Annotated in this window: 23 protein-coding genes; 3 read left to right on the plus strand and 20 right to left on the minus strand. The window is 37.3% G+C overall.

The genetic code is table 11. The features are described 5' to 3' along the window. Positions 1-32: 32 nt before the first annotated feature. From BUA97_RS04375 to BUA97_RS04440, 14 genes are all read right to left on the minus strand, one after another. On the minus strand, positions 33-620 hold the full coding sequence (locus BUA97_RS04375; RefSeq protein ID WP_072996614.1) for an HAD-IB family hydrolase: 588 nt from the start codon (positions 618-620) through the stop codon (positions 33-35). A 73-nt stretch (positions 621-693) separates the two neighbouring features. Next, a complete protein-coding gene (locus BUA97_RS04380; RefSeq protein ID WP_072996615.1) occupies positions 694-1,419 on the minus strand; it encodes an SDR family NAD(P)-dependent oxidoreductase in 726 nt (241 codons plus the stop codon). Between the two features lie 74 nt (positions 1,420-1,493). Beyond that, a complete protein-coding gene (locus BUA97_RS04385; RefSeq protein ID WP_072996616.1) occupies positions 1,494-2,810 on the minus strand; it encodes an FAD-binding oxidoreductase in 1,317 nt (438 codons plus the stop codon). A 68-nt stretch (positions 2,811-2,878) separates the two neighbouring features. Further along, entirely contained in the window at positions 2,879-3,766 is an 888-nt protein-coding gene (locus BUA97_RS04390) for a decaprenyl-phosphate phosphoribosyltransferase (protein WP_072996617.1), read from the minus strand. Between the two features lie 91 nt (positions 3,767-3,857). Next, entirely contained in the window at positions 3,858-4,547 is a 690-nt protein-coding gene (locus BUA97_RS04395; RefSeq protein WP_072996618.1) for an OmpA family protein, read from the minus strand. 14 nt (positions 4,548-4,561) lie between these two features. Continuing rightward, positions 4,562-5,059 carry a lipocalin family protein gene (locus tag BUA97_RS04400; protein WP_072996619.1) on the minus strand — a complete coding sequence of 166 codons (498 nt, stop codon included), beginning with the start codon at positions 5,057-5,059 and terminating at the stop codon, positions 4,562-4,564. Between the two features lie 104 nt (positions 5,060-5,163). Further along, the gene (locus BUA97_RS04405; protein ID WP_072996620.1) at positions 5,164-6,852 is read right to left on the minus strand and encodes a S8 family serine peptidase; all 1,689 of its coding nucleotides are present in this window, start codon (positions 6,850-6,852) and stop codon (positions 5,164-5,166) included. A 56-nt stretch (positions 6,853-6,908) separates the two neighbouring features. Further along, positions 6,909-7,526 (minus strand): WbqC family protein, encoded by a 618-nt coding sequence (locus BUA97_RS04410; RefSeq protein ID WP_072996621.1) that lies wholly within the window; start codon positions 7,524-7,526, stop codon positions 6,909-6,911. Positions 7,527-7,691: 165 nt separating this feature from the next. After that, a complete protein-coding gene (gene lepB / locus BUA97_RS04415; RefSeq protein WP_072996622.1) occupies positions 7,692-9,371 on the minus strand; it encodes a signal peptidase I in 1,680 nt (559 codons plus the stop codon). Positions 9,372-9,452: 81 nt separating this feature from the next. After that, positions 9,453-10,151: a 4-hydroxy-tetrahydrodipicolinate reductase gene (dapB, locus tag BUA97_RS04420; protein WP_072996623.1), complete on the minus strand. Its 699-nt coding sequence runs from the start codon at positions 10,149-10,151 to the stop codon at positions 9,453-9,455. Between the two features lie 17 nt (positions 10,152-10,168). Then, on the minus strand, positions 10,169-10,798 hold the full coding sequence (locus tag BUA97_RS04425; RefSeq protein ID WP_072996624.1) for a DUF5683 domain-containing protein: 630 nt from the start codon (positions 10,796-10,798) through the stop codon (positions 10,169-10,171). Continuing rightward, positions 10,799-11,689, minus strand: a complete 891-nt coding sequence (locus tag BUA97_RS04430; RefSeq protein WP_072997203.1) for a ParB/RepB/Spo0J family partition protein — start codon at positions 11,687-11,689, stop codon at positions 10,799-10,801. An 80-nt stretch (positions 11,690-11,769) separates the two neighbouring features. After that, positions 11,770-12,543 carry a ParA family protein gene (locus BUA97_RS04435; protein ID WP_072997204.1) on the minus strand — a complete coding sequence of 258 codons (774 nt, stop codon included), beginning with the start codon at positions 12,541-12,543 and terminating at the stop codon, positions 11,770-11,772. 188 nt (positions 12,544-12,731) lie between these two features. Continuing rightward, the gene (locus BUA97_RS04440; RefSeq protein WP_072996625.1) at positions 12,732-13,556 is read right to left on the minus strand and encodes an energy transducer TonB; all 825 of its coding nucleotides are present in this window, start codon (positions 13,554-13,556) and stop codon (positions 12,732-12,734) included. Positions 13,557-13,732: 176 nt separating this feature from the next. Here BUA97_RS04440 and BUA97_RS04445 point away from each other — a divergent pair, with 176 nt between their 5' ends. Further along, positions 13,733-15,064: an aspartyl protease family protein gene (locus BUA97_RS04445; protein ID WP_072996626.1), complete on the plus strand. Its 1,332-nt coding sequence runs from the start codon at positions 13,733-13,735 to the stop codon at positions 15,062-15,064. A gap of 61 nt (positions 15,065-15,125) precedes the next feature. Then, positions 15,126-15,638 (plus strand): hypothetical protein, encoded by a 513-nt coding sequence (locus BUA97_RS04450; protein ID WP_072996627.1) that lies wholly within the window; start codon positions 15,126-15,128, stop codon positions 15,636-15,638. On the opposite strand, the gene BUA97_RS04455 is transcribed toward BUA97_RS04450, so the two are convergent. Genes BUA97_RS04455 through BUA97_RS04465 form a run of 3 tightly spaced genes read right to left on the minus strand, consistent with a single transcriptional unit; the run spans position 15,635 to position 17,600 of the window. Continuing rightward, complete coding sequence (locus BUA97_RS04455; protein ID WP_072996628.1) at positions 15,635-16,465, minus strand: glycosyltransferase family 2 protein; 831 nt, start codon at positions 16,463-16,465, stop codon at positions 15,635-15,637. The two genes, BUA97_RS04450 and BUA97_RS04455, sit on opposite strands and share 4 nt — an antisense overlap. Further along, positions 16,465-17,076: a recombination mediator RecR gene (recR, locus tag BUA97_RS04460; RefSeq protein ID WP_072996629.1), complete on the minus strand. Its 612-nt coding sequence runs from the start codon at positions 17,074-17,076 to the stop codon at positions 16,465-16,467. The genes BUA97_RS04455 and recR overlap by 1 nt, the downstream gene beginning before the upstream one ends. 32 nt (positions 17,077-17,108) lie before the next feature. Beyond that, positions 17,109-17,600, minus strand: a complete 492-nt coding sequence (locus BUA97_RS04465; RefSeq protein WP_072996630.1) for a dihydrofolate reductase — start codon at positions 17,598-17,600, stop codon at positions 17,109-17,111. Between the two features lie 135 nt (positions 17,601-17,735). Between BUA97_RS04465 and BUA97_RS04470 the strand changes: the two genes are divergently transcribed. Next, positions 17,736-18,755 (plus strand): glutaminyl-peptide cyclotransferase, encoded by a 1,020-nt coding sequence (locus tag BUA97_RS04470; RefSeq protein WP_072996631.1) that lies wholly within the window; start codon positions 17,736-17,738, stop codon positions 18,753-18,755. 44 nt (positions 18,756-18,799) lie between these two features. Here the strand turns inward: BUA97_RS04470 and BUA97_RS04475 are convergent, their stop codons facing one another. The 3 genes from BUA97_RS04475 to BUA97_RS04485 all read right to left on the minus strand — a co-directional run bounded on the left by BUA97_RS04475 (position 18,800) and on the right by BUA97_RS04485 (position 20,829). Continuing rightward, complete coding sequence (locus BUA97_RS04475; protein ID WP_139258221.1) at positions 18,800-19,162, minus strand: DUF6759 domain-containing protein; 363 nt, start codon at positions 19,160-19,162, stop codon at positions 18,800-18,802. Positions 19,163-19,253: 91 nt separating this feature from the next. Then, complete coding sequence (gene trmB, locus BUA97_RS04480) at positions 19,254-19,934, minus strand: tRNA (guanosine(46)-N7)-methyltransferase TrmB (protein WP_072996633.1); 681 nt, start codon at positions 19,932-19,934, stop codon at positions 19,254-19,256. Between the two features lie 100 nt (positions 19,935-20,034). Further along, positions 20,035-20,829 carry a hypothetical protein gene (locus BUA97_RS04485; protein ID WP_084081248.1) on the minus strand — a complete coding sequence of 265 codons (795 nt, stop codon included), beginning with the start codon at positions 20,827-20,829 and terminating at the stop codon, positions 20,035-20,037. Positions 20,830-20,876 lie beyond the last annotated feature (47 nt).

Consider the following 20,876-nt stretch of genomic DNA (forward strand, 5'->3'; position numbering starts at 1 on the left):
CGAAAAACCGGTCTTAAAATTAAGCTACTAAATTAGTGAAAAAATCGATAATGTGATTCATTTGCGAATTTGAACATTGCTTTGTCTCCGGAAGTATCCCCGAAAGCAATGATTTTGCCAAATTTCTTATCGGCGATTTCCAGTTTTATTCGGTTTACTTTCTCTTGTTTGTTGCAATTATTTCCAACAAAATTTCCAGTGAAAATATCATCTTTGAACTCCGCTTGCGTGGAAAGCAATTTCATATTGAATTTCTCCGCAAAAGGTTTTACCCAAATATCTAATGACGCTGAAACTATGTAAGACTCCGTATTTTCCCTATCGATATTATTGATAAAATCCAAAGCATTTTGTCTGAACAAGCTAGGATAATTTTCTTCAAAAAACTGTTGTGCTTTTTTCTCTATCTGATATCTGGATTGCCCTTTCAAAATTGATGAAATAAAACTTTTCTTTACAGCTTCAGGATCTGCCAATTTGAACTTCAGCAAAGCAAAAAGTGGAACATGCTTCAGAAACTGAACAGAAAATTTTGCAGGGTCATAAAACTTCAGAAACAAAAACATGGTGTCTTTGTAAGTTAAAGTGCCATCGAAATCGAATAGATATAGTTTTTTCATTTGTTAGGTTTAAGGGTTTAGCTTTAAGGTTACAGCGAGAAAAATATCTAAATCCTACGACCTGCAACCTAATTTACAGCTTCAATTTCTTAAAAATGAACTCAGGGATATTTCTGATTATCATCATAATAATGGCCCAAATCGGTAAAACGTAAGCCACGTTTTTTTTATTTTTATAAGCTTTGTAAATTACTCCGGCTGCTTTTTTTGGCGTCGCAGTCAAAGCCGGATTAAGAGGTAGACCTTCTGTCATTTTGGTATCCATAAAACCTGGTTTCACTGTCAGAACGTGAACTTTCTTATCAAATAAATAATTTCTTAATCCACTCAAATAAGCCGTTAATCCAGCTTTCGCACTTCCGTAGATGAAATTACTCTGCCTTCCTCTTTCGCCTGCTACTGATGATAAAACTATCATTGTCCCGGTTCTTTTGGATTCCATTTTTTTAGCGAAGAAATTAAGAATAGGAACTAATTTGGCGTAATTAACATCAATAATCCGAGCTGTATTGTCATCGTCATAAAGCCCTTCTTCCGTTCCTAGACCCAAATAACCTGTGGCGCAAAACAACAGGTCTGAATTGATATTTTCTAAGGTTTTATAATCAATTTCATCCATCAGATCCAAAGAAATGATTCCAGAATTCTGAAGAAATTTTACTTCAAGATGGCCTGCAAATTTCTCTGTCGTTTCCGGATTGGAACTCAACAGATAAACAGTGGGAAATTTTTCTCCTTTCGCCAAACATTCTTCTACAAATGCCTGCGCAACTTCGGAATTGGAACCTAATATTATCATAGTAATTAGTTGTGGGTTGTTAGTTATTAGTTGTCGGTTTAGAATAATTTCTATCAACCATCAACTGAAAACTATCAACCATTATTAATAATTCTTTTATGTTGTAAGGAAACAAACTTGGATGAATTCACATTTTGAAGATAATTGGTCAAAGAAGATTTGCTCATACTGTCTTTCGTCAAATAAATTCGGCCTCCGAAATTTTCGACTATCGTATCCAGTTGGTCAACTAATTTTTTCAGACCTTTATTAACTTTAAAATCCAGGGCCAATGTGTAACCTTCGACTGGAAAGGAGTTATAGGCTTGCGGATTATTTTTTCCGAATAATTTCAGAACTGCTAGAAAAGAACCGTTTCCGCTTTTTGCAATCGTATCGAGGATTTGTCGCATTCCTTCTTTTCCATTTTCTTTCGGGATGACCATCTGATACTGGATGAAACCGCTTTTCCCGTAGATTTTGTTCCAATCATTGATGACATCCAAAGGATAGAAAAAAGTTTCGTAATCTATAAAATTATTAAGCTGTTTCTTTGTTTGCTTATTGTAATAAAGAAAGTTGAAAATTTTTATTGTTAAAGCATTAAGAACAAATCCGGGGAAATAAAACGGAACTGTAGGTTTTAATTTCTCTTTCAGCTTCAAAGATTTTTTCTGAAGACTTGCAGGCAATTCGGCTTTCAAAGCGTGTTCGCCTCTCATCAGAATAGATCGTCCAAGATTTTTTCCCGTCTGAAAACAATCGATCCAAGCCACATTGTAGGTCCAGTCTTCACTTTCATCAAATAAGCGGAAAACCTCATCCAGATTTTCAGCTTTGATGCTTTCTTGCCGGATGTAGGCAGATTCTATGTTCTTAAGTTTGAATTTTGCGGAGAGAATAATTCCTGTCAAACCCATTCCGCCAATTGTTGCCCAGAACTTATCCTGGTTTTCTTCGCGGGAACATGTGATGACCTCAGAATTTTCATTCAGCAATTTGAATTCAGTAACATATTCAGAAAAGCAACCTTCTGCGTGGTGATTTTTACCGTGGACATCAGAGGCAATAGCGCCACCTAGGGAAATATATTTGGTTCCAGGTGTTACATAAAGAAAATACCCCTGCGGTACAGACACTTCCAGAACTTCTGACAGAAGCACCCCTGATTCGCATTCGATAATGCCGTTCAGTCTGTCAAAGGAAATAAACTTATTGAGTCTTTTTGTAGAGAAAATATTTTCACCAAGAGATGCGTCGCCATAGCAACGTCCGTTACCTCTTGCGATCACTTCGTTATTTTCTTTAACAAATTGTTTGATTTTGGAAACCGAATCCTCCGACTTCATCTCTTTTTCCACAACAGGAAAATTTCCCCAGTTCGTAACTTTCTGAACAAAATTCGGCTTCATCTTGGTTTTAATTTTTGTCTGATTATAATCGTTGATAATAACAGATGTTTATGTTAATTAGAACGATTTTATTTCTTAAAATAGATTTGTAATAAAAATACAATAATCCAAAGTAATATGGTAACCTGAATATATCGGTCTTTGTAAACAATTTTTGTCGGCGATTCGGTCCTGTTATAGACCAGCGTCTGTTGCAAATATCTCAGAAAAGCAAATACCACGAATATCACCGTATAAAAAACTCTTGGATGAAATCTTGCCTGAACCTCCGGTGACAGCGTAAACATCAGATAACAAATAATCGCCAGAGTGCAGCTGATTGATAAAGCTATATCTGCAAACTGGACATTATACCCATCCAAAGCCTTACGGGTTTTACCAGAAACCTGGGCATTGATCAATTCTCCTCTCCTTTTCCCGATAGCAAGAACCAATGCCAAAATAAAAGTCAGCAATATGGCCCAGTTTGTAACAATAATTCCTGTAACATAACCACCAGCCAGAATCCTCAGGACAAAACCGACAGCGATGATACATATATCTACTATCGCAACATGTTTGAGCCTGAATGTATAAAATATATTGAGGACGAAATAAGTCGCAATAATGACTCCGAATTTCCAAAAATCCGTCTGGAAAATATAGTTGCCCGCAAAAATTGATGAAACTGATAAAAAAATTAAAAATGCGAATAAAATTCTTGCTTCTGCCTTCGATACTGCACCACTTGCCAAAGGCCTGTTTCTTTTCTCAGGATGTTTTCTATCCGATTCTATATCAAAATAATCATTCAGAATATAAATAGAACTTGCAGTAAAGGAAAACACAAAGAAAGCAAAAATACTCTCGTAAAAAAGATGAGTGTTTGTGATTTTACCTGAAAAAAACAACGGCGCAAATACAAAAAGATTTTTGACCCATTGTTCTACTCTTATCAGTTTTAAATAATTCTTCATCAATTGTTTAATAATCTACAAAAGTAGCATTAAAATAAAAAAACCGCAAATTGCGGTTTATTATTATTGTTTGAATCTTGAAAAAATTTTATTATTTCCCGGATTGTGCGTCATTAATCATCTTTTCATTTGCAGTGATCGCAAACTCCACACGTCTGTTCTTAGCTCTTCCGGCATCCGTATCATTGGAAGCAACAGGACTGGATTTACCAAGACCTTCCGTAAATAATCTTGATGAAGAAATGCCATTTGAGACAAAATAATTCTTCACTGCAGCAGCTCTTTGTCCGGAAATTCTAAGATTAACAGCATCAGTACCAACGCTGTCTGTGTGACCGTAGATATTGATATTGGTATCAGGATTATTTTTAAGGACTGTAACTAATTTATCAAGGTTGGTTTTTGCCAACGAAGTCAGATTCGATGAATTAAAGTCAAAATTTACTGTGTTTTCATGAAGTGTAATTTTGATACCTTCTCCCACTCTTTCAACTTCTGCACCAGGCAAGGTTTCTTTGATTTCTTTGGCCTGTTTATCCATTTTGTTACCTATGACACCACCAGCAACACCACCAACTACACCTCCCAAAACAGCTCCTAAAGGTGCATTACCGCCTTTTCCTATGTTATTACCTAATATCCCTCCGATTACTGCGCCTGCAGCTGTACCAATCGCAGCACCTTTCTGTGTGTTATTGGCATTCTGAACAGCTTCGCAGCTTGTGAGCAATAACGATCCTGAAATAAAAAATGCCGCAATGTTTAGTTTAGTTATTTTCATTATATGTATTTTAATTATTTACCTGTTCTTACAAAATTATAACGTATATCCACTCTGTTTCCATCTGCATTCACAGATTGCAACAATGTGAAACTATTTTCTGTCGGGTTTTCCAAAATCAGATTATAACCTTGAAGAACTCTTTTCGCCTTGTCACCTTCACCTACTTTCTTCATAGAGACAACACTGTTTTTATCTACACTGAAAGTAATAGCCTGAACTTTTGAAGGACATCCGTTTTCGCCGTGTAAAGTATAGCTTCCTGTATAATTGTTTGGAACTAGTGTCCATGAACTTCCTACAAAACAGCTTATATTGGCACCTTCATCAAAAGGCTTGACGGAATAGTTTCTGTCATAATCTACAGTTGAAATATCCCATTGCCCTTTAAGTTTCATCACATCCGAACGTAGTGCCTGTGCCTGACCTGCACTTACACCCGTTTTATTAGAAGAACATGAAGTCGCAACTAAAGCTGAACCTAATATTCCTAAAAAAAATAATTTTCTCATAGTTTTGATATTTACAGCTAAGTTATTATAAAAAATTATGCCAAATCATAAAAAACAAAAAATCTGAGAAAAGTCTCAGATTTTTTGTTAATTACTTTTTGATTTTAAAGTTTTGTTTTATCAATCGCTTTATGTAATTTTTGTTTTTTGACAGGTCTTTTAACTGATTTAGCAGGCGCTTCTGCTTTATAGAAATTTTTATAAGCATATTCAGCTGCTTTAGCAACATCAATCACTCCTGCCGATCTTGACAGATTCTCAAAGCCATTTGTTGTATTGGCATTTGTTGTTTTCACCAGCGATTCTATGATCTGTTCCGGTTTTAGATCTGGCATATAGGCAAGTAAAACAGCCGATGCTCCTGCAACTACAGGCGATGCCATAGATGTACCCTGAAGATATTCATATTTACCATCCGGAACTGTAGAATAAATTTCTGAACCCGGTGCAAAAACATCTACCATTTTCTTATCATAATTAGAGAAACTGGATTTCAGTGCATTGGCATCATTTGTATTTGAGCCTACTACAATCATGTTGTTTATAAACGGTTTTTCGTCTGACTGAGATTTGAAATTGGTTGGGAAATACTGATGTTCTGCGATATCTTCATTCTCATTTCCTGCCGCTTTTACTAAAAGAACGCCTTTGCTTTCTGCATATTTGAATGCATCCCAAACCACATTTTTTCCTGGAGAAACAGGTTTTCCAAAGCTCATATTCAAAACCTTTGCGCCATTGTCGACAGCATAACGGATTGCGTTAGCAACATCCTTATCTCTTTCATCACCATCCGGAACAGCTCTCACAGTCATGATTTTCGCTACTCTGGACGCCACACCGTATTGAGGTTCAGAACCATTTGCCAGGCCGGCTATGATCCCTGCAACGTGTGTTCCGTGTTTTGCATCCGGTCCTTCATAATGGTTGTTTCCATAATTTTTTTCCGAATAATCATCATAATTATCACCAACGATTTCTTTTCTCGGGTCGAAGTCCAGATTGTAACCTTTCTCCGCCTGAGGTGTGAAGTAATCCAGAGCTTCCTTCATCTGTCCTTTCATATAAGTTTCTACTTCAGAAGCAGATTTACCGGCAACCTGCGGATCATTGGCCACTTGGGCCAGTACCTGCATTGCCATCGTTTCCTGTTGTGTAGAAGGTTTTACAGCTGCCAGATTTTCTTTGGTCAATGTTTTATCACCCAATAATTTTACCATATCAGGAATCGCATTGTTGATCATGGTGTAAAGCTGTACATTCTGCTTTGCCTCCTGACTTTTCTTGGTGAAAATATCCTTGGATTTCATGTACATTGCAAATTCCTCCGGCATCTTTGACTGATTCTCTTTATTTTTTGCAGAATCTGTCCCTTCAAAAACAGACTGGTATTTTTTAACCACTCTGGTGACTTCCATATTATCTACGTCGATATCACCGCTTTTCCCGCCTAGGAAGTTCCAGCCGTAAACATCATCGATATAGCCGTTTCCGTCATCATCTTTTCCGTTATTCGGAATCTCGTTGGGATTCTTCCACATGTTTTTTGCCAATCCCGGATGATCCACTTCAACACCGCTATCCAGAACTGCTACGATTACTAGTTTTGGTTTCAGTCCCTTTGCTTCCAGGAATTTGTAGGCATTTTCCGTATTCACACCATAGACTTTTGTGGTCGCATAATCTTTATGGTACCATGTTTTTTGGTCTTTGTCGTTTTCCGTTGTTGCCGTCTGAGCTGCTATCGTCGCAAAACCTGCATAGAACGCTGCTGCTATCAATAATTTTTTCATATTAGATATTGTTTATCAATTAAACAGAATTTTTAAAAATATAGAATTTCTGAATATTAATCGGGTTTGATATTTTTAATATAAGTCATACTTTCTGGACCAATGTTACAGATAAGATCCAAAACAGAAAGATCTTTTATGAATCCGAATTTGTCAGAAAAGCTTTGGTAATACTCTTCCATAACGAATTCTGATTCGGATTTGGCTGAAAATTTTTCCCTTAAATCCTGTGACTCGGGATGTCTGATATATTCTCCGGTCAATTGAAAATCTTTTTCTGTTTTTAATATCCGGAGAATAACTTTGAGAGCTTTTAAATTAAATTCTAACAGGGAGCTTACTTTTTCATCAAAAACAGCTTTCAGCCTGTCTTCGTAAAATTCAAAATAAGGTGTGCTCTGGTAGGCGGTTTTTATGGATTTCCAATGGAGCTTCTGCCAATCTTCCGCAAACGAGATTTCGATATCTTTCAACTCGCGTTTTCCATTGTGCCTGATGGGAATTATCAAAGGAAGTTTTCCGTTTGCTCCATAAATTGCGGCTCTGTTTCTGTAGGTCTGCTTCGGAAAATTCTCGAATTGCTCTAAAGCAATTTCATTGTCTTCATTCAGAAAAACTGAGAACCAGGAAACCGGCGGCAGATAGAATATAGGTAAAAGAATTTTGTTTTTCATTACTGGTATTAAAAAAAACTTTGTCAAAGATAGTAGACCCTGACAAAGTGTTGTATTGTTATTTTGAAACTGGAAGCCCATAGCCCCGATAGAAGCGGCATCCTTTTTCTTTTTTTATTAAAAAAGAAAAAGATACAGCGGATAGCGGGATCAAGCTCCAAAAATTTATTCTTCTTCTTTTTTCTTTCCGAAAAGTTTGGCGAAATAATCCCAACCGAAGAACAGCACCAGAATAATCACGGCAACCCACCAATAAGATGTTTTGTTCGCCTCGCCCGTGTTTGTTGCTTTGAACATCCTGTCCCAACGGATTGTCATTCCAAAAAATGAACCTTTGTTCGCTTGATAACTTGAGCTTCCATCTTTAAAAGCACCTTCCAAACTCATCCATGTGAACATGGGTCTTCCGACGATATTTTCCTCCGGAACTACACCAAAAAATCTGGCATCCAGAGAGGCATCCCGGTTGTCACCGATCATCATATAATAATTCTGTTTGATAGTATATTGATTGGTTTCCTGACCGTTGACATAGATTTTCCCGTTTTTATTTTCCAGCTTGTTGTGCTCGTATTTGGAGATGATCCATTGATAAGTCGGTAAAGTTTCCTGATCTAGCTTTACAACATCTCCTTTTTTCGGGATTCTGAGTGGTCCGTACCAATCCTGATTCCACTTTTTGTTAATAGGATAAACGCAGTTAGAAGTATCTATTTTTTTTGAAAAAACAGCATTTCCTGCGTTATCTCTTACTATTGCTCCGCCTTGTTTCATCGGATAATACGCAATATCATTTGCTCCTTTTTCCAGGATATCTTCTTTGATTTCTTCAACGTTCGGGAGCGTTTTGATGTCACTTGCAGTTTCTTTGGTCAAACCTTGAAAGACGTATATAAACCCTGATTCTGCTTGATATTCCTGAACGGGCAAAAAGCCATAAGCTTTGTATAATGCAGGAATATCCAATTGGGTAGAAGCCTTGACTATATATTTATGCTGTTGCTCCTCATCACCCAGAATTTTTTCCGGCTGATTATTGATAAACAATCTTCCTGCTCGGAACTCTATAACATCGCCAGGAATTCCTACACATCTTTTAACGTAAGGATCTTTTCTGTCCGTGGCTGTGTGAACCGAATCCTGCGGGTAATTGAACACGACGATATCATAACGTTTGATCTCGTCATACCCGGGCAATCTGAGATATGGTAGTTTTACAGCATCTACATAAGATTTGGGATCGTCCTTTGGGTTTCCTTTCTCCCCTGTGTCAAAAATTGTTCCCTGTAAAAATGGTAAAGCTACAGGTCTCATCGGCATTCTGTAACCATACGCCCATTTGTTCACAAAAAGAAAATCACCTACCAGCAATGTTCTTTCCATAGATCCTGTCGGGATTCCGAAAGGCTGAGTGATAAAGGCATGAATAATTGTTGCAAAAACTACTGCAAAAGTAACAGATCCCAGAAATGTTTCTTTTTTCCGCCCTTCTTCTTCCTCTTCTTCAGTTTCAATTTGTGGATCTTTACCATAGTTGACTGTGGCCATGAAAATGAAAGGCAGAATCACCGTCAGCAAGCCGTTAAGAAATCCTCTTTTTCCAAACTTTCTCATTAAAAAAATATGGAAAGCAGATATCATAATCGGGCCGACAATCGGCAGGTAAGATAAGATCACCCACCATTTCGAGTGATTGGTTTCCTTGAGAATAATTAAATAATTATAAAACGGAACAAAAGAAAAAAGTGGGTTGTAGCCCATTTTTTTGAATAGCTTCCATGTTGTCAGTCCCATCAGAACACTGATTATGAGGACATAAATGGTATAAGTAATAATATAATCCATATTTTGATTTTTGGTAATCAGTCATTAGCTTATTACCGAATTTTTATAATTAGTTTTTGTCGTATTGTTTTTGTTACAATTTTATAGCCCTAAAACATCTTTCATTGAAAAGACACCTTGTTTTCCTACAATCCATTCTGCAGCAATGACCGCTCCCAGAGCAAATCCATTTCTGTTATATGCTGTATGTTTGATTTCAATTTCATCAACTTCCGATCTGTAAAAGACACTGTGTGTTCCGGGAACCTCATCCTCACGAATGGCAAAAATCCCAAGCTCATGATCCTTTGTTTCATCCAGTTTCCAGGCTTCATATTTAGAATTTTCTATAATTCCTTCAGCAATTGAAATTGCCGTTCCGCTCGGTGCATCTTTTTTATGAATATGATGGATCTCTTCCAGCTGACAGGAATATCCGCTGACATTACTCATCAGTTTTGCCAGGTTTTCATTGAGTGCAAAAAAAATATTGACTCCCAGACTAAAATTGGAGCCATATAAAAATGCGCTGTTTTTCTGCAAAGCGATTCGCTCGATTTCCAGCTTCTTATCAAGCCAGCCGGTTGTCCCGCAAATTACCGGGATGTTATTCTCCAGGCATACTTTTATATTTTCGAAAGCCGCTTCGGGATTTGAAAATTCTATCACCACATCAGCATGATTCAGAGACTCTATGGTTGGTGTTTGCTTTAATCTTGCGACAATTTCGTGGTTCCGGTTTTGAGAAATCTCATCGATTATCCTTCCCATTTTTCCGTAACCTACAAGTGCTATCTTCATTTTAAATATGATTTATTTTAAAATCTGAAACTTAAAGTTAATCCTGCTTTGGTTTCAAAGTTACTAAGCTGATCGTTGATTATGGAAGGCGTTAGCGCAAGATCGGGATCTTTCCTCCCCTCATACAAATGCGCATCCACAACAGCATCTACAATGTTCAGAATATAGATCAGTCCGGTGATTCCGATGGCATAATCCCTTTGTCTTTTGGATCTGTCCTGAGCATTTCCCAACACAGTTTTATCAATGCCACGTATCCCTGAAAATTCGTGCGGAAGTCCATTAAGTTCAGATACAAAGGCGTTTCTGTAACGTTTGTATTGCTTATCATTCCAAAGCGCAATGCCAATTCCTGTTCCGACTGCGCCCCAGACTATGGGAATCTTCCAGTATTTTTTGTTATAAAACTGTCCCAGTCCCGGCAAAACAGCAGAATATAAACCAGCCTTCGCAGGACTGAATTTCTGAATTTTTGCAGGCGCATTTTTATTGTCAATATCTCCTAAAATCTGAGATTCTGACAAAGGTTTGGCTGCAGGTATACTGTCCTTGGGAAGATTTTCTACACGGATCGTATCATTAGGATTGACCTGAGAGAAAACCATACTGAAGAAAAACAGCAAAAAAACTGACAATAACTTTTTCATTTATCGGATGTGAGCCAGGATATTCTCCAGCTCCTCTTCATTTTTAAAATCGAGGACAATTTTTCCTTTTTTACCATTAGCCGAAGTTTTGATCTCGACATTTACGTTCAGAATATCGGATAAGCTTTTCTGCGCTTTTTTAAAGTGGTTAGGAATAATACTCTGTTTGGCTGGTTGGTCTTTTTCCTGAGAATTTTTGAGTTGAGAAGCCAATTGTTCAGCCTGTCTGACATTCAGCTGATCTTTGATTATTCTTTCAAAAAGATTCTGGCGTTTTTCGTCCGTATCCAAGCTCATGATTGCACGGCCATGACCGGCTGAAATTTGTCCGCTTCTTATTCCGTTTTGGATATCGGGTGACAGCTTCAGAAGGCGAACGCTGTTGGTAATGGTGCTTCTTTCTTTACCAACACGCTGGCTCAGATTTTCCTGCGTCATTCCGACCTCATCCAATAGTCTTTGATAAGTGAGTGCAACTTCTATCGGATCCAGATCTTCTCTCTGGATATTTTCCACCAAAGCCATTTCCAGCAATTCCTGGTCGTTTACCAGACGGATATAGGCAGGAATGGAAGCCAGTCCGGCAATCTTAGATGCCCGGAAACGTCTTTCCCCGGAAATGATCTCGAATTTGCCACCATCTTTTCTAAGTGTGACAGGCTGGATAATTCCTAAGCTTTTAATGGATTCTGCCAGATCATTCAAGGCCTTCTCATCGAAATAAGTTCTTGGCTGATTTGGATTAGCATATATATCTTCAATAGGAACCTCTACAATATTGCCGACCAGGTTTTTTGCGCCTTCGTCTGAAGCGGAATTGATATTGGTTTTGCTTTCGGCATTCAGGATCGCTCCCAAACCACGTCCCATTGCTCTTTTTTTATCTTTCATATTTTTAAGTTGCATGTATCCCGGATGATTGAAGTTTTTAAAAACAATTTCTAAACATCCTGTTTCTGAGTTACGGCTTATTAATTTTTAACTAACTTCTCGTTTTTCAGTAATACTTCTTCTGCCAGCTGGATATATTGGATGGCGCCTTTGCTTTCTGCATCATACTTCAGGATGCTTTCCCCAAAACTTGGTGCTTCGCTCAGACGGACGTTTCTGCTGATAATCGTTTCAAAAACCATTTCCGGGAAATGTGAATTAACTTCCTCAACAACCTGATTGGACAATCTGAGACGACTGTCGTACATCGTAAGTAAAAGACCTTCTATGTCAAGATCCTGGTTATGGATCTTCTGAACATTTTTAATGGTATTTAATAATTTTCCTAAACCTTCCAAAGCAAAATATTCACATTGTATAGGAATGATGACAGAATCTGCTGCAGTCAGGGCGTTAATTGTTATCAAACCCAAACTCGGTGCACAATCTATAATGATATAATCATACTGGTCTCTCACAGATTTCAGAGCTTCGCGCATCATGTACTCTCTGTTATCGCGATCTACAAGCTCTATCTCGGCCGCTACCAGATCTATATGAGACGGAATGATATCAACATTTGGCGAGCTGGTAGGTAATATGCATTTAGAAACTTCTGCACTATGTTCCAGCAAATTGTAAGTAGAAAAATTCACCTCTTCCACACCCAAACCTGATGTTGCATTGGCCTGCGGATCTGCATCTATCAGGAGAATTCTTTTTTCTAAAACGCCAAGCGCAGATGCCAGATTAACAGCAGTTGTCGTTTTGCCAACACCGCCTTTTTGGTTTGCAACACCTATAATTTTTGCCATAAACATTAATTTAATCATCAAAAATACAATTTTTTACCACTTAGAAAGTTTTGAAAAAAGCAGCAACCCGTTAAAGTATTGTTAATTAGCAAGTTGACCAATAAAAAAATTATCCACATTTTGCAAAGAAATGTGGATAATTATATAACTTTAAATTTTATTCATTTAATATTTCATTGACAATCAGATCAGTCTATTTTCATAGAAATTGGCATTCTGAAAGATGATCTTACTGTTTTGCCTTTCAGCTGTGCAGGTGTCCATTTTGATTTAATAGATTTTACAGTTCTTTCCGCTTCCTGATTAAAATCGGAATTGGAACCGGTCACTTTTATATTGGAAATACTTCCATCTCTTTCTACTACGAAGCTAATTGTGGCAGATACCATGCCACCCTGATCTACAGATGAAGTATCAAAGGTCTGTGCCACTTTCTGACGGAATGAATTGATCCCACCTTTGAAGTCTGCAGCCACATCTGCGTCATTTTGACTGATTAATTTATTTGGGTCTTCAGCTGGAACAACTGGTGCTGTATAAGGAACTGTTGCTGCAGGCGGACCTGTTGAAATCGGCGGTGCAATCGGGATCGTTGTTTCTACGCCCGGCTTTGTTTCGGATCCAATTGCTGCACCTTCAAAATCCTGTTTAGTTGGAAGAGGTTTATCTTTTATCACATGACGGACAGGAGTATAATCCGGGTTTTCTACAGTTTTTATATCCTGCGGAACAGTGGCGGCCGGCTGGGGTTTAGGTATATCTATTTCCTCATCTATAGGGACAAATTCATATATTTTATCTTTGGGTGCAGCATAAGCCTGTGTATCAAAGGATGAGATAACCAATGGCACGACTGACAAGGAAGCAAAAAAAGCAACGCCTACTAACAATGCTTTTGTGAGCTGGCTAGAATAATCATTTCTCAAAGCATAAGCACCATAAGCTTTATTTCTGTTAGCGAAAACAACTTCGTCTAAATGATCTTTTTCCGAATTAAATAATAGATTTTTCATCTTACATAAAATTTAAATTAAACAATTAACAACAATCCTAAAAATTGTATGAAAACTTATCAAATAACATTCCAATTTTCTATATAAAACATAAACAAACTATGAAATACATAAATATATTCAAAATATAAAAAGATTTATTATACTTGTAAATGAATTCTTTATAATTTGATATCATGAAAATCAAATTGCTTTTATGTTTTGTCTGGTGTTTCTGGATCCACGGCCAGGAAGGTTTTGTATTGGAAAACACAAATAAAACTGTCATCAAATTCAAATTGATTAATAACCTGATTTTCATCCCGATGACGATTAACGGTGTAGAACTGAATTTTATGCTGGATTCCGGAATTGCAGAAACCTTGCTTTTCAGCCTGGAAAATAAGGATGTTGATTTTAAAAATATTGAAAAAATCACTTTCAGAGGTCTGGGCGAAACCGTGAGTGTAGATGCTCTGAAATCGATCAACAATAATGTCACAATCGGAAAAAATTTTATTGACAAATCGCATACGGTTTTTATTGTGCTGGATGAAGAATTCAATATTTCACAGGACGTCGGCATTCCGGTGAACGGTATTCTGGGCTATTATTTTTTCAAAAATCACCCTGTCGAGATCAATTATCTGAACAAAACCATAACAATCTATAAAGACAGTTCAGAGTTTCCGAAACGCATTAAAAAGTATTCAGAATTCCCGATGACTGTAGAGCTTAACAAGCCTTATATCATTGCAGATGTGGAGATGAAGCACGAGAAACTGAGTTCCAAACTACTTCTGGATCTTGGAAATACAGACTCTGTATGGCTGTTCCCATCATTGATCAAAGATTTTATTTATAATCGCCCGAACATTGATGACTTTTTGGGAAGAGGCTTCAGTGGGGACATTTTCGGAAAGCGAAGCCGCATCAACTCTTTATCTATAGGAAAATTCCGGATGAACAAGCCTATCGCATCTATGCCGGACGAATATTCTATACAACATCTGAGACTTGTAAAAGACAGAAAAGGATCTATCGGGTCGGAAGTTCTTCGAAGATTTTCACTCATTTTTGATTACCCGGGAAATAAAATCTGTTTCCGCGCTAATAAACATCTCAATGATCCCTTCCTTATCGACGGAAGCGGATTGGAAATAAAACAGGATGGATTAATCTGGGAAAAAGAGCAGGTTAAAGCTCAAACCGCAAAAATCAATCTTGGGAATAATGAAACCAATGTTTACAATAATACTGATTCATTTCAATATAAATTTTCATTAAAACCGATTTTCAAGGTTTCCGGAACCAGAAAAGATTCTCCGGCACAAAAATCAGGCATTATAAAAGGGGATGAAATCGTTACCGTAGATGGCAAAAAGGCCAATGAACTCACATTGAACAAAATCCATCAGATCCTGAAAACGGATGAAAGCCGAAAGGTAACGATCGAAATCAAAAGGAATGAAATCCCCAGAAAAATAGACCTGTTCTTGGAAGATCCGATTCCATACATTCAGGAATAAACTTATTTTTTTAATTAAATTTTGGCTTACAGCTTGCTAATCTGATTTTAAATTGATCGTGATGAAAGAAACTTTGAACCATATCAGAAACAGACCGAGATTCAAACTATACACAGACTTCTCTCCCGAAGAATGCGAAAAAAATCTGAAACTATATCTGGAAAACAATAAAGATCTTTTCTGCGGAAATATCAACCGGGAAGTCGCTACAATTCTCGTAAAAACCGAAGACAACAATTACTGGAAACCGAATCTGGCGCTCCGTATAGAAAAAGAAGATGGCACAACAGTCATCCGAGGTATCTTCGGTCCAAGTTCGGCCGTGTGGACTTTTTTTATGTTTGTTTATTTTTTACTGATTGTCTCATGGATGACTTTTTTTACGCTTTATTATGTAGAAAAGCAGATCAACACTTACAATTATCCATGGGCTTTGCCCTGCTCTTTTTTAGTTTTAGGATTAATTGGATTGACTTATTTTGCTGCCAGATTTGGTCAGTACAAAGCTAAAGACGAGATGAAACAGTTGAGGATTTTCGCTGAAGAATCTACATTTCCTTTTGAAAAAGACTAACGGATTTTTCTTTTGCCGGACAGATATTTGATTTTGAGTCCAATTTTCATCAGAAGGTATTGAAACGGTTTTTGGTCTCTGTAATATTTGTCAATAAAAATATGCATTGCACCAAAAAACCGATCCAGATAAAGCTGATCCTTGACCGTGCTTTCACCTTTGTAATGAAGTATCGAATACTTGCCGTAATAGAAATTTCTATAACCTTTCCTGAGAATTGTATAACAAAGATCGATATCTTCTCCGTACATGAAATAACGCTCGTCAAAACCGCCAACTTCTTCATAAACCGCTTTTTTCATCAGCAGATTGGCACCTGTCATAATCTCTACCTCAGCAATATCAAATTCTCCAATATCATTCCTGTAATAGGTTTTGGAGTTGTTACTCAGTCTTGTGAAAAGTTTTTCAAAAGAATTGACAAGAGCCGGGACAGAACGTTTGCTTTCCGGTAAAAACAGGCCTTCCATGTTATGCATTCTTAAACCTAAAGCTCCAAAATTTTTCTGTCTGTCTGCAAAATCCAAAATCTCCCCGAAGTAATTCCCTTCAATTTCTGTGTCGGGATTCAGGATATAAACATAGTCACCTTTTGCATGTTTCACACCGATATTATTGGCTTTGGAAAATCCGGAATTATGATCCAGCTCAATAAAGCGGACATCGGGAAAATCAGAAATCAGTGATTTCCATGCAGCATCAGGAGAATGATTATCAATTACAACAACCTCATAATCAACATCTTGTAAATATTTTTTAATAGAAAGGATACAGTTTTTCAACAGATCCTTTACCTGATAATGAACAATTATAACACTAAGTTTCATCAGCCCGCTTCGTTATAAGTAGTTCTGTTGGTTATCGATCTTCCCAGAGAGATCTCATCCGCATACTCCAGTTCATCTCCTACTGCTATTCCTCTTGCGATGCTGGAAAACAGAACATCATTTGTTTTGAATTTTTTATAAATATAATAAGCCGTTGTATCGCCTTCCATAGTTGCGCTGAGCGCGAAAATCAGTTCTTTTACAACGCCTTCATTCAGTTTTTTTTCTATACTTCCGATTCTCAACTGGTTGGGACCTATGCCTTCCATTGGAGAAATCTTGCCTCCCAGAACCAGATATTTACCTTTATATTTCCCGGTGTTTTCTATTGCCATCACATCGCGGACATCTTCTACAATGCAAAGCAGTTCGGAATTTCTTTTCTCATCACTGCAGATATCACAAATATCCGAATCTGAAAAATTATGACAATCCTTACAATATCTGATATCTGTCACCAGGGTCTGTATTGCCGTTCCGAGAGAGATCCCCTGAGAAGACGGCTGACGCAAAAGATGCAATGCCAGGCGAAGTGCCGACTTTTTTCCGATTCCCGGCAAACCTGCTATTTCTTCCACTGCCTTTGATAAAACTTTACTTGGATAATCCATAACTCGAGATACAGGACAAGATTGAATTTTTATTAATTAATAATTTTTTCAAATGTCTGAAAGCAGAAGTCATAATCGTTTTTATCATCTTTCTGATGACATTCTTCAAAAGTTTTTTGCCAGATCTTCGGATCTATTTTCGGAAAAAAAGTATCTGCTTCGAAATTACCCTCTACCTGTGTGATTTCCAACCTGTCTGCAGCATCTATGGTTTGTTTATAAATCTCGCCACCACCGATTACAAAAACATTTTCGTGAATTTTCTTCGCAAATTTCAGGGCTTCTTTCAGCGTGGAAACAATCAGAATCCCTTCCTGAAACCAGTTCTGTTTTCTGCTGACCACGATATTAGTACGGTTTGGCAAAGCTTTTCCGATACTTTCATAAGTTTTCCTTCCCATTATCACGGGATGATTTTCAGTCACTGTTTTGAAATGTTTTAGATCTTTCGGAAGACGCCAAAGTAGCTGGTTGTCTTTTCCCAAGGCATTATTATGTCCTATTGCTGCAACAATCGTAATCATATTTACAAATCTACATTATTATGTTTAAATTAAGAAAACTTTATGAGATTTTAATTTTTATTATTTTGTATTTTTGGGCGTCGATCCGGGAAAAAAATTTCCGGCTTTTTGATAAATCCGAAATCAATCAACCGAATGAAAAAAATATTTGTAGCCGCTGCTTTTTCACTATTGCTGCTGGCAAGCTGTAACAAAGACAAAGAGATCCTCACTACGCTGAATGACTACAATATTGGTCAGCAAAACAAAGGCTATCATTTTGGTGACAAGCTTGAGATTCCTCAGGACGTACTGGACTATGCAGAAGCCATTACTATTTCTTATAATGACAAGGAAACAAGCGATCTGAGCATTGATCCGAAATTCTTTTCGCTTGGGGAGAATGATGTTACTTTTAACATCAAAACAAAAGGTGGCGAAGTGTTGCAACAGGATGCAACAATCAACGTTTTTGCGAAAGATGCGCCAAAACAAATGAGTTATGAAATTGTTAATCAGTATCCGCATGACACGGACCATTTCACTGAGGGATTCGAAGCGCACGGCGATATAATTTATGAAAGTGTAGGTTTGAAAGGTAAATCTAAAATCATTAAATATAATCTGGGAAGCAAGAATGCCATTCTGCAGGTGCCTCAGGAAGATTCAATTTTTTCCGAAGGTCTTACTGTTTTCGGAGATAGAATATACCAGCTGACTTATCAATCAAAAAAAGGATTTATCTACGATTCTAACATTAAACTCATAAAAGAATTTGATTATCCAAAAGAAATCGCTGAAGGCTGGGGAATGACAAATGACGGCAAAAACCTGATCGTTTCTGACGGGACAAAATTTATCTATTTTCTGAACCCGGAAAATCCATCACAAATTGTAAGAACAATAGCCGTTGCAAGCAACACGGAAGGTTACGACCAGATCAACGAGCTGGAATATCATAACGGATCGATCTACGCAAATGTATGGCAAAAGCCTATCATCCTTCAGATCAATCCTGCAAATGGCGAAGTAACGGGCATTATGGACTTCACAAATATTGTAAAACAGAATACAACAGGAAATGATGATGTTCTGAACGGAATCGCCTTCAAAGGTAACAACATGCTGGTTACCGGTAAAAACTGGAGCAAAATCTACGAGGTGATTCTGAAATAATCCCTTTAAAACAATAAAAAAGCTTCAATAATATTGAAGCTTTTTTATTGTTGATTGACGACAGTGCTGTCATGAGGCTTTATCAGTCTGTGTCGAATGCTGAGCTGTGTATTTTGAAAAAAATTCTTAAAAGCCCTGTAAGAAGTGTTGCAAACTTCTGAGGTCATCTGATATTCTCCCTGTTCCAAAACAATACTTTCCGTTTTATTGGTTGCTACCGGCAGACTGTAAGATTTAGTCCCGGCTATGTTCATGACAAAATCACAATCGGATTCGTTGCTTATCATCAATACCATTTTGTTATTGGCCACGTCTGTATTAAAAAGCTGGTTGAGAATCGTCAGTGCCTGATTCTCCAGGGCAATCTTAGCCGGAGCGGATTTTATAGAATCCGTTTTCAAAATCAAATCAGAATTACTTTTAACAATGACAGGCTCGGGTATTACAGATGAAGCACAGCTTGTTAAAAAAAAGCTACTTAAAATCAATAAGTAAGCCTTACACATCTTTCAATTTAAATTTGATATAGGTAATGGTTTTCCCTTTTGATGAAAACAGATCCTCATAATAAGTTCTGATATCTTTTAAAAGTGGTGTATCGGGCTGGTATTCTTCTGCGCCATAAATATCATGATGCGAAGTCAGTATCTCATGACCAAACCCCTGAAGAATACCCAGAGTATAGCCATGTAAAAACTCGGAATCAGTTTTCAGGTGGATAATCCCATCTTTTTTAAGAATATTTCTGTACTTGCTTAGAAATTCCGGATTTGTGAGCCTGTGTTTGGTTCGCCTGTATTTGATCTGGGGATCCGGGAATGTGATCCAGATTTCAGAAACTTCATTCTCTGCAAACAAGTTTTCTATCAGCTCTATTTGGGTTCTTATAAAAGCGACATTCTTCAGTCCATCCTGTATTGCTTCCTTTGCTCCGAACCAAAATCTTGCCCCTTTGATATCAATTCCGATAAAATTTTTATCCGGGAATGATTTGGCCAGTCCGACAGAATATTCTCCTTTTCCACAGCCAAGTTCTAATACTATCGGGTTATCATTCCCGAAAAAGGCTGACCATTTCCCTTTATGCTCAAAAGCATTAATTGCTTCTTCTCTGGTTGGTTGTATAACGTTTGGTAATGTCTTGTTTTCCTCGAATCTGGCAATCTTGTTCTTCCCCATTTTGAATTTTCTATAAGCTCATAAAATTAAACATTCTTAGTGGAATTCAAAAAAATAATGAATAATTTTTGGAGAGATTATAAAAATAATATTGAATTTATCACATACTTTCGGTAACCTGCATCAGATGAGAATTTTGCAGCCTCTTCAAATAAATAGGGAGGTATTTTTCGATATAGACTTTGGTCGCTTCGTAATTGTTGGACTCCAGAAAAACAGTGATATTGTCTGAACTGTAAACAAACTGTAAAAAATTCGGTATTAATTCCTTAGGGATTTTCAGTCTCACAAAATAATCATCGCCAAAATAATCCTGAAGATTCTTGATCCCCTGGCTCATTTTTTCATATTGGTAATAACGCTCTTTCTTTTTTTTCTCACCGGAAATGAGATCAAAAATACTGTCTATACTGAAGCTAAGTCCCTGGTTGAATGACAATACAGGAATATCGGGGGAACTACCGTCGCCTTTTGGCTCGGGAAGACCAATTATCTTTCTAAGTTCAAACGCTTTTTCGGAGGACTTCAGCATAGATACATCTTTCCTTAGATTCCCTGTCGGTTTGAAGGAACTCAGTATCACTTCCTGAATCTCATAATAAGCGATCTGCAACTCTACAAAATTTTTATTAAGGCCGAGCATCTGCTTAGTGATTGTGACATCTTTTCTTTCCGTGGCGATGGATGTGAATCTGATAAGGTCGCCTTCTTTTGCAGCAATCCGGAACTCTCCGTTATAATTTGCCAGCACACTTTTGTGCAGATTGACATTGGTAACGTAAACCTGATTGAGATACAGGCTGGACTTATCCCTTATGTAGATCTCTCCATCAAAAAACTGTCCGTAGACCGATGTGATGCAGCAAAGTAAAAAGATTGTAAAAAGCTTCCTCATAATAATTCCAGCAAATTTATAGAATTATAAAGAGTAACATTAGCAAA

This window comes from Epilithonimonas mollis (assembly GCF_900142325.1).
Lineage (GTDB): Bacteria > Bacteroidota > Bacteroidia > Flavobacteriales > Weeksellaceae > Epilithonimonas > Epilithonimonas mollis.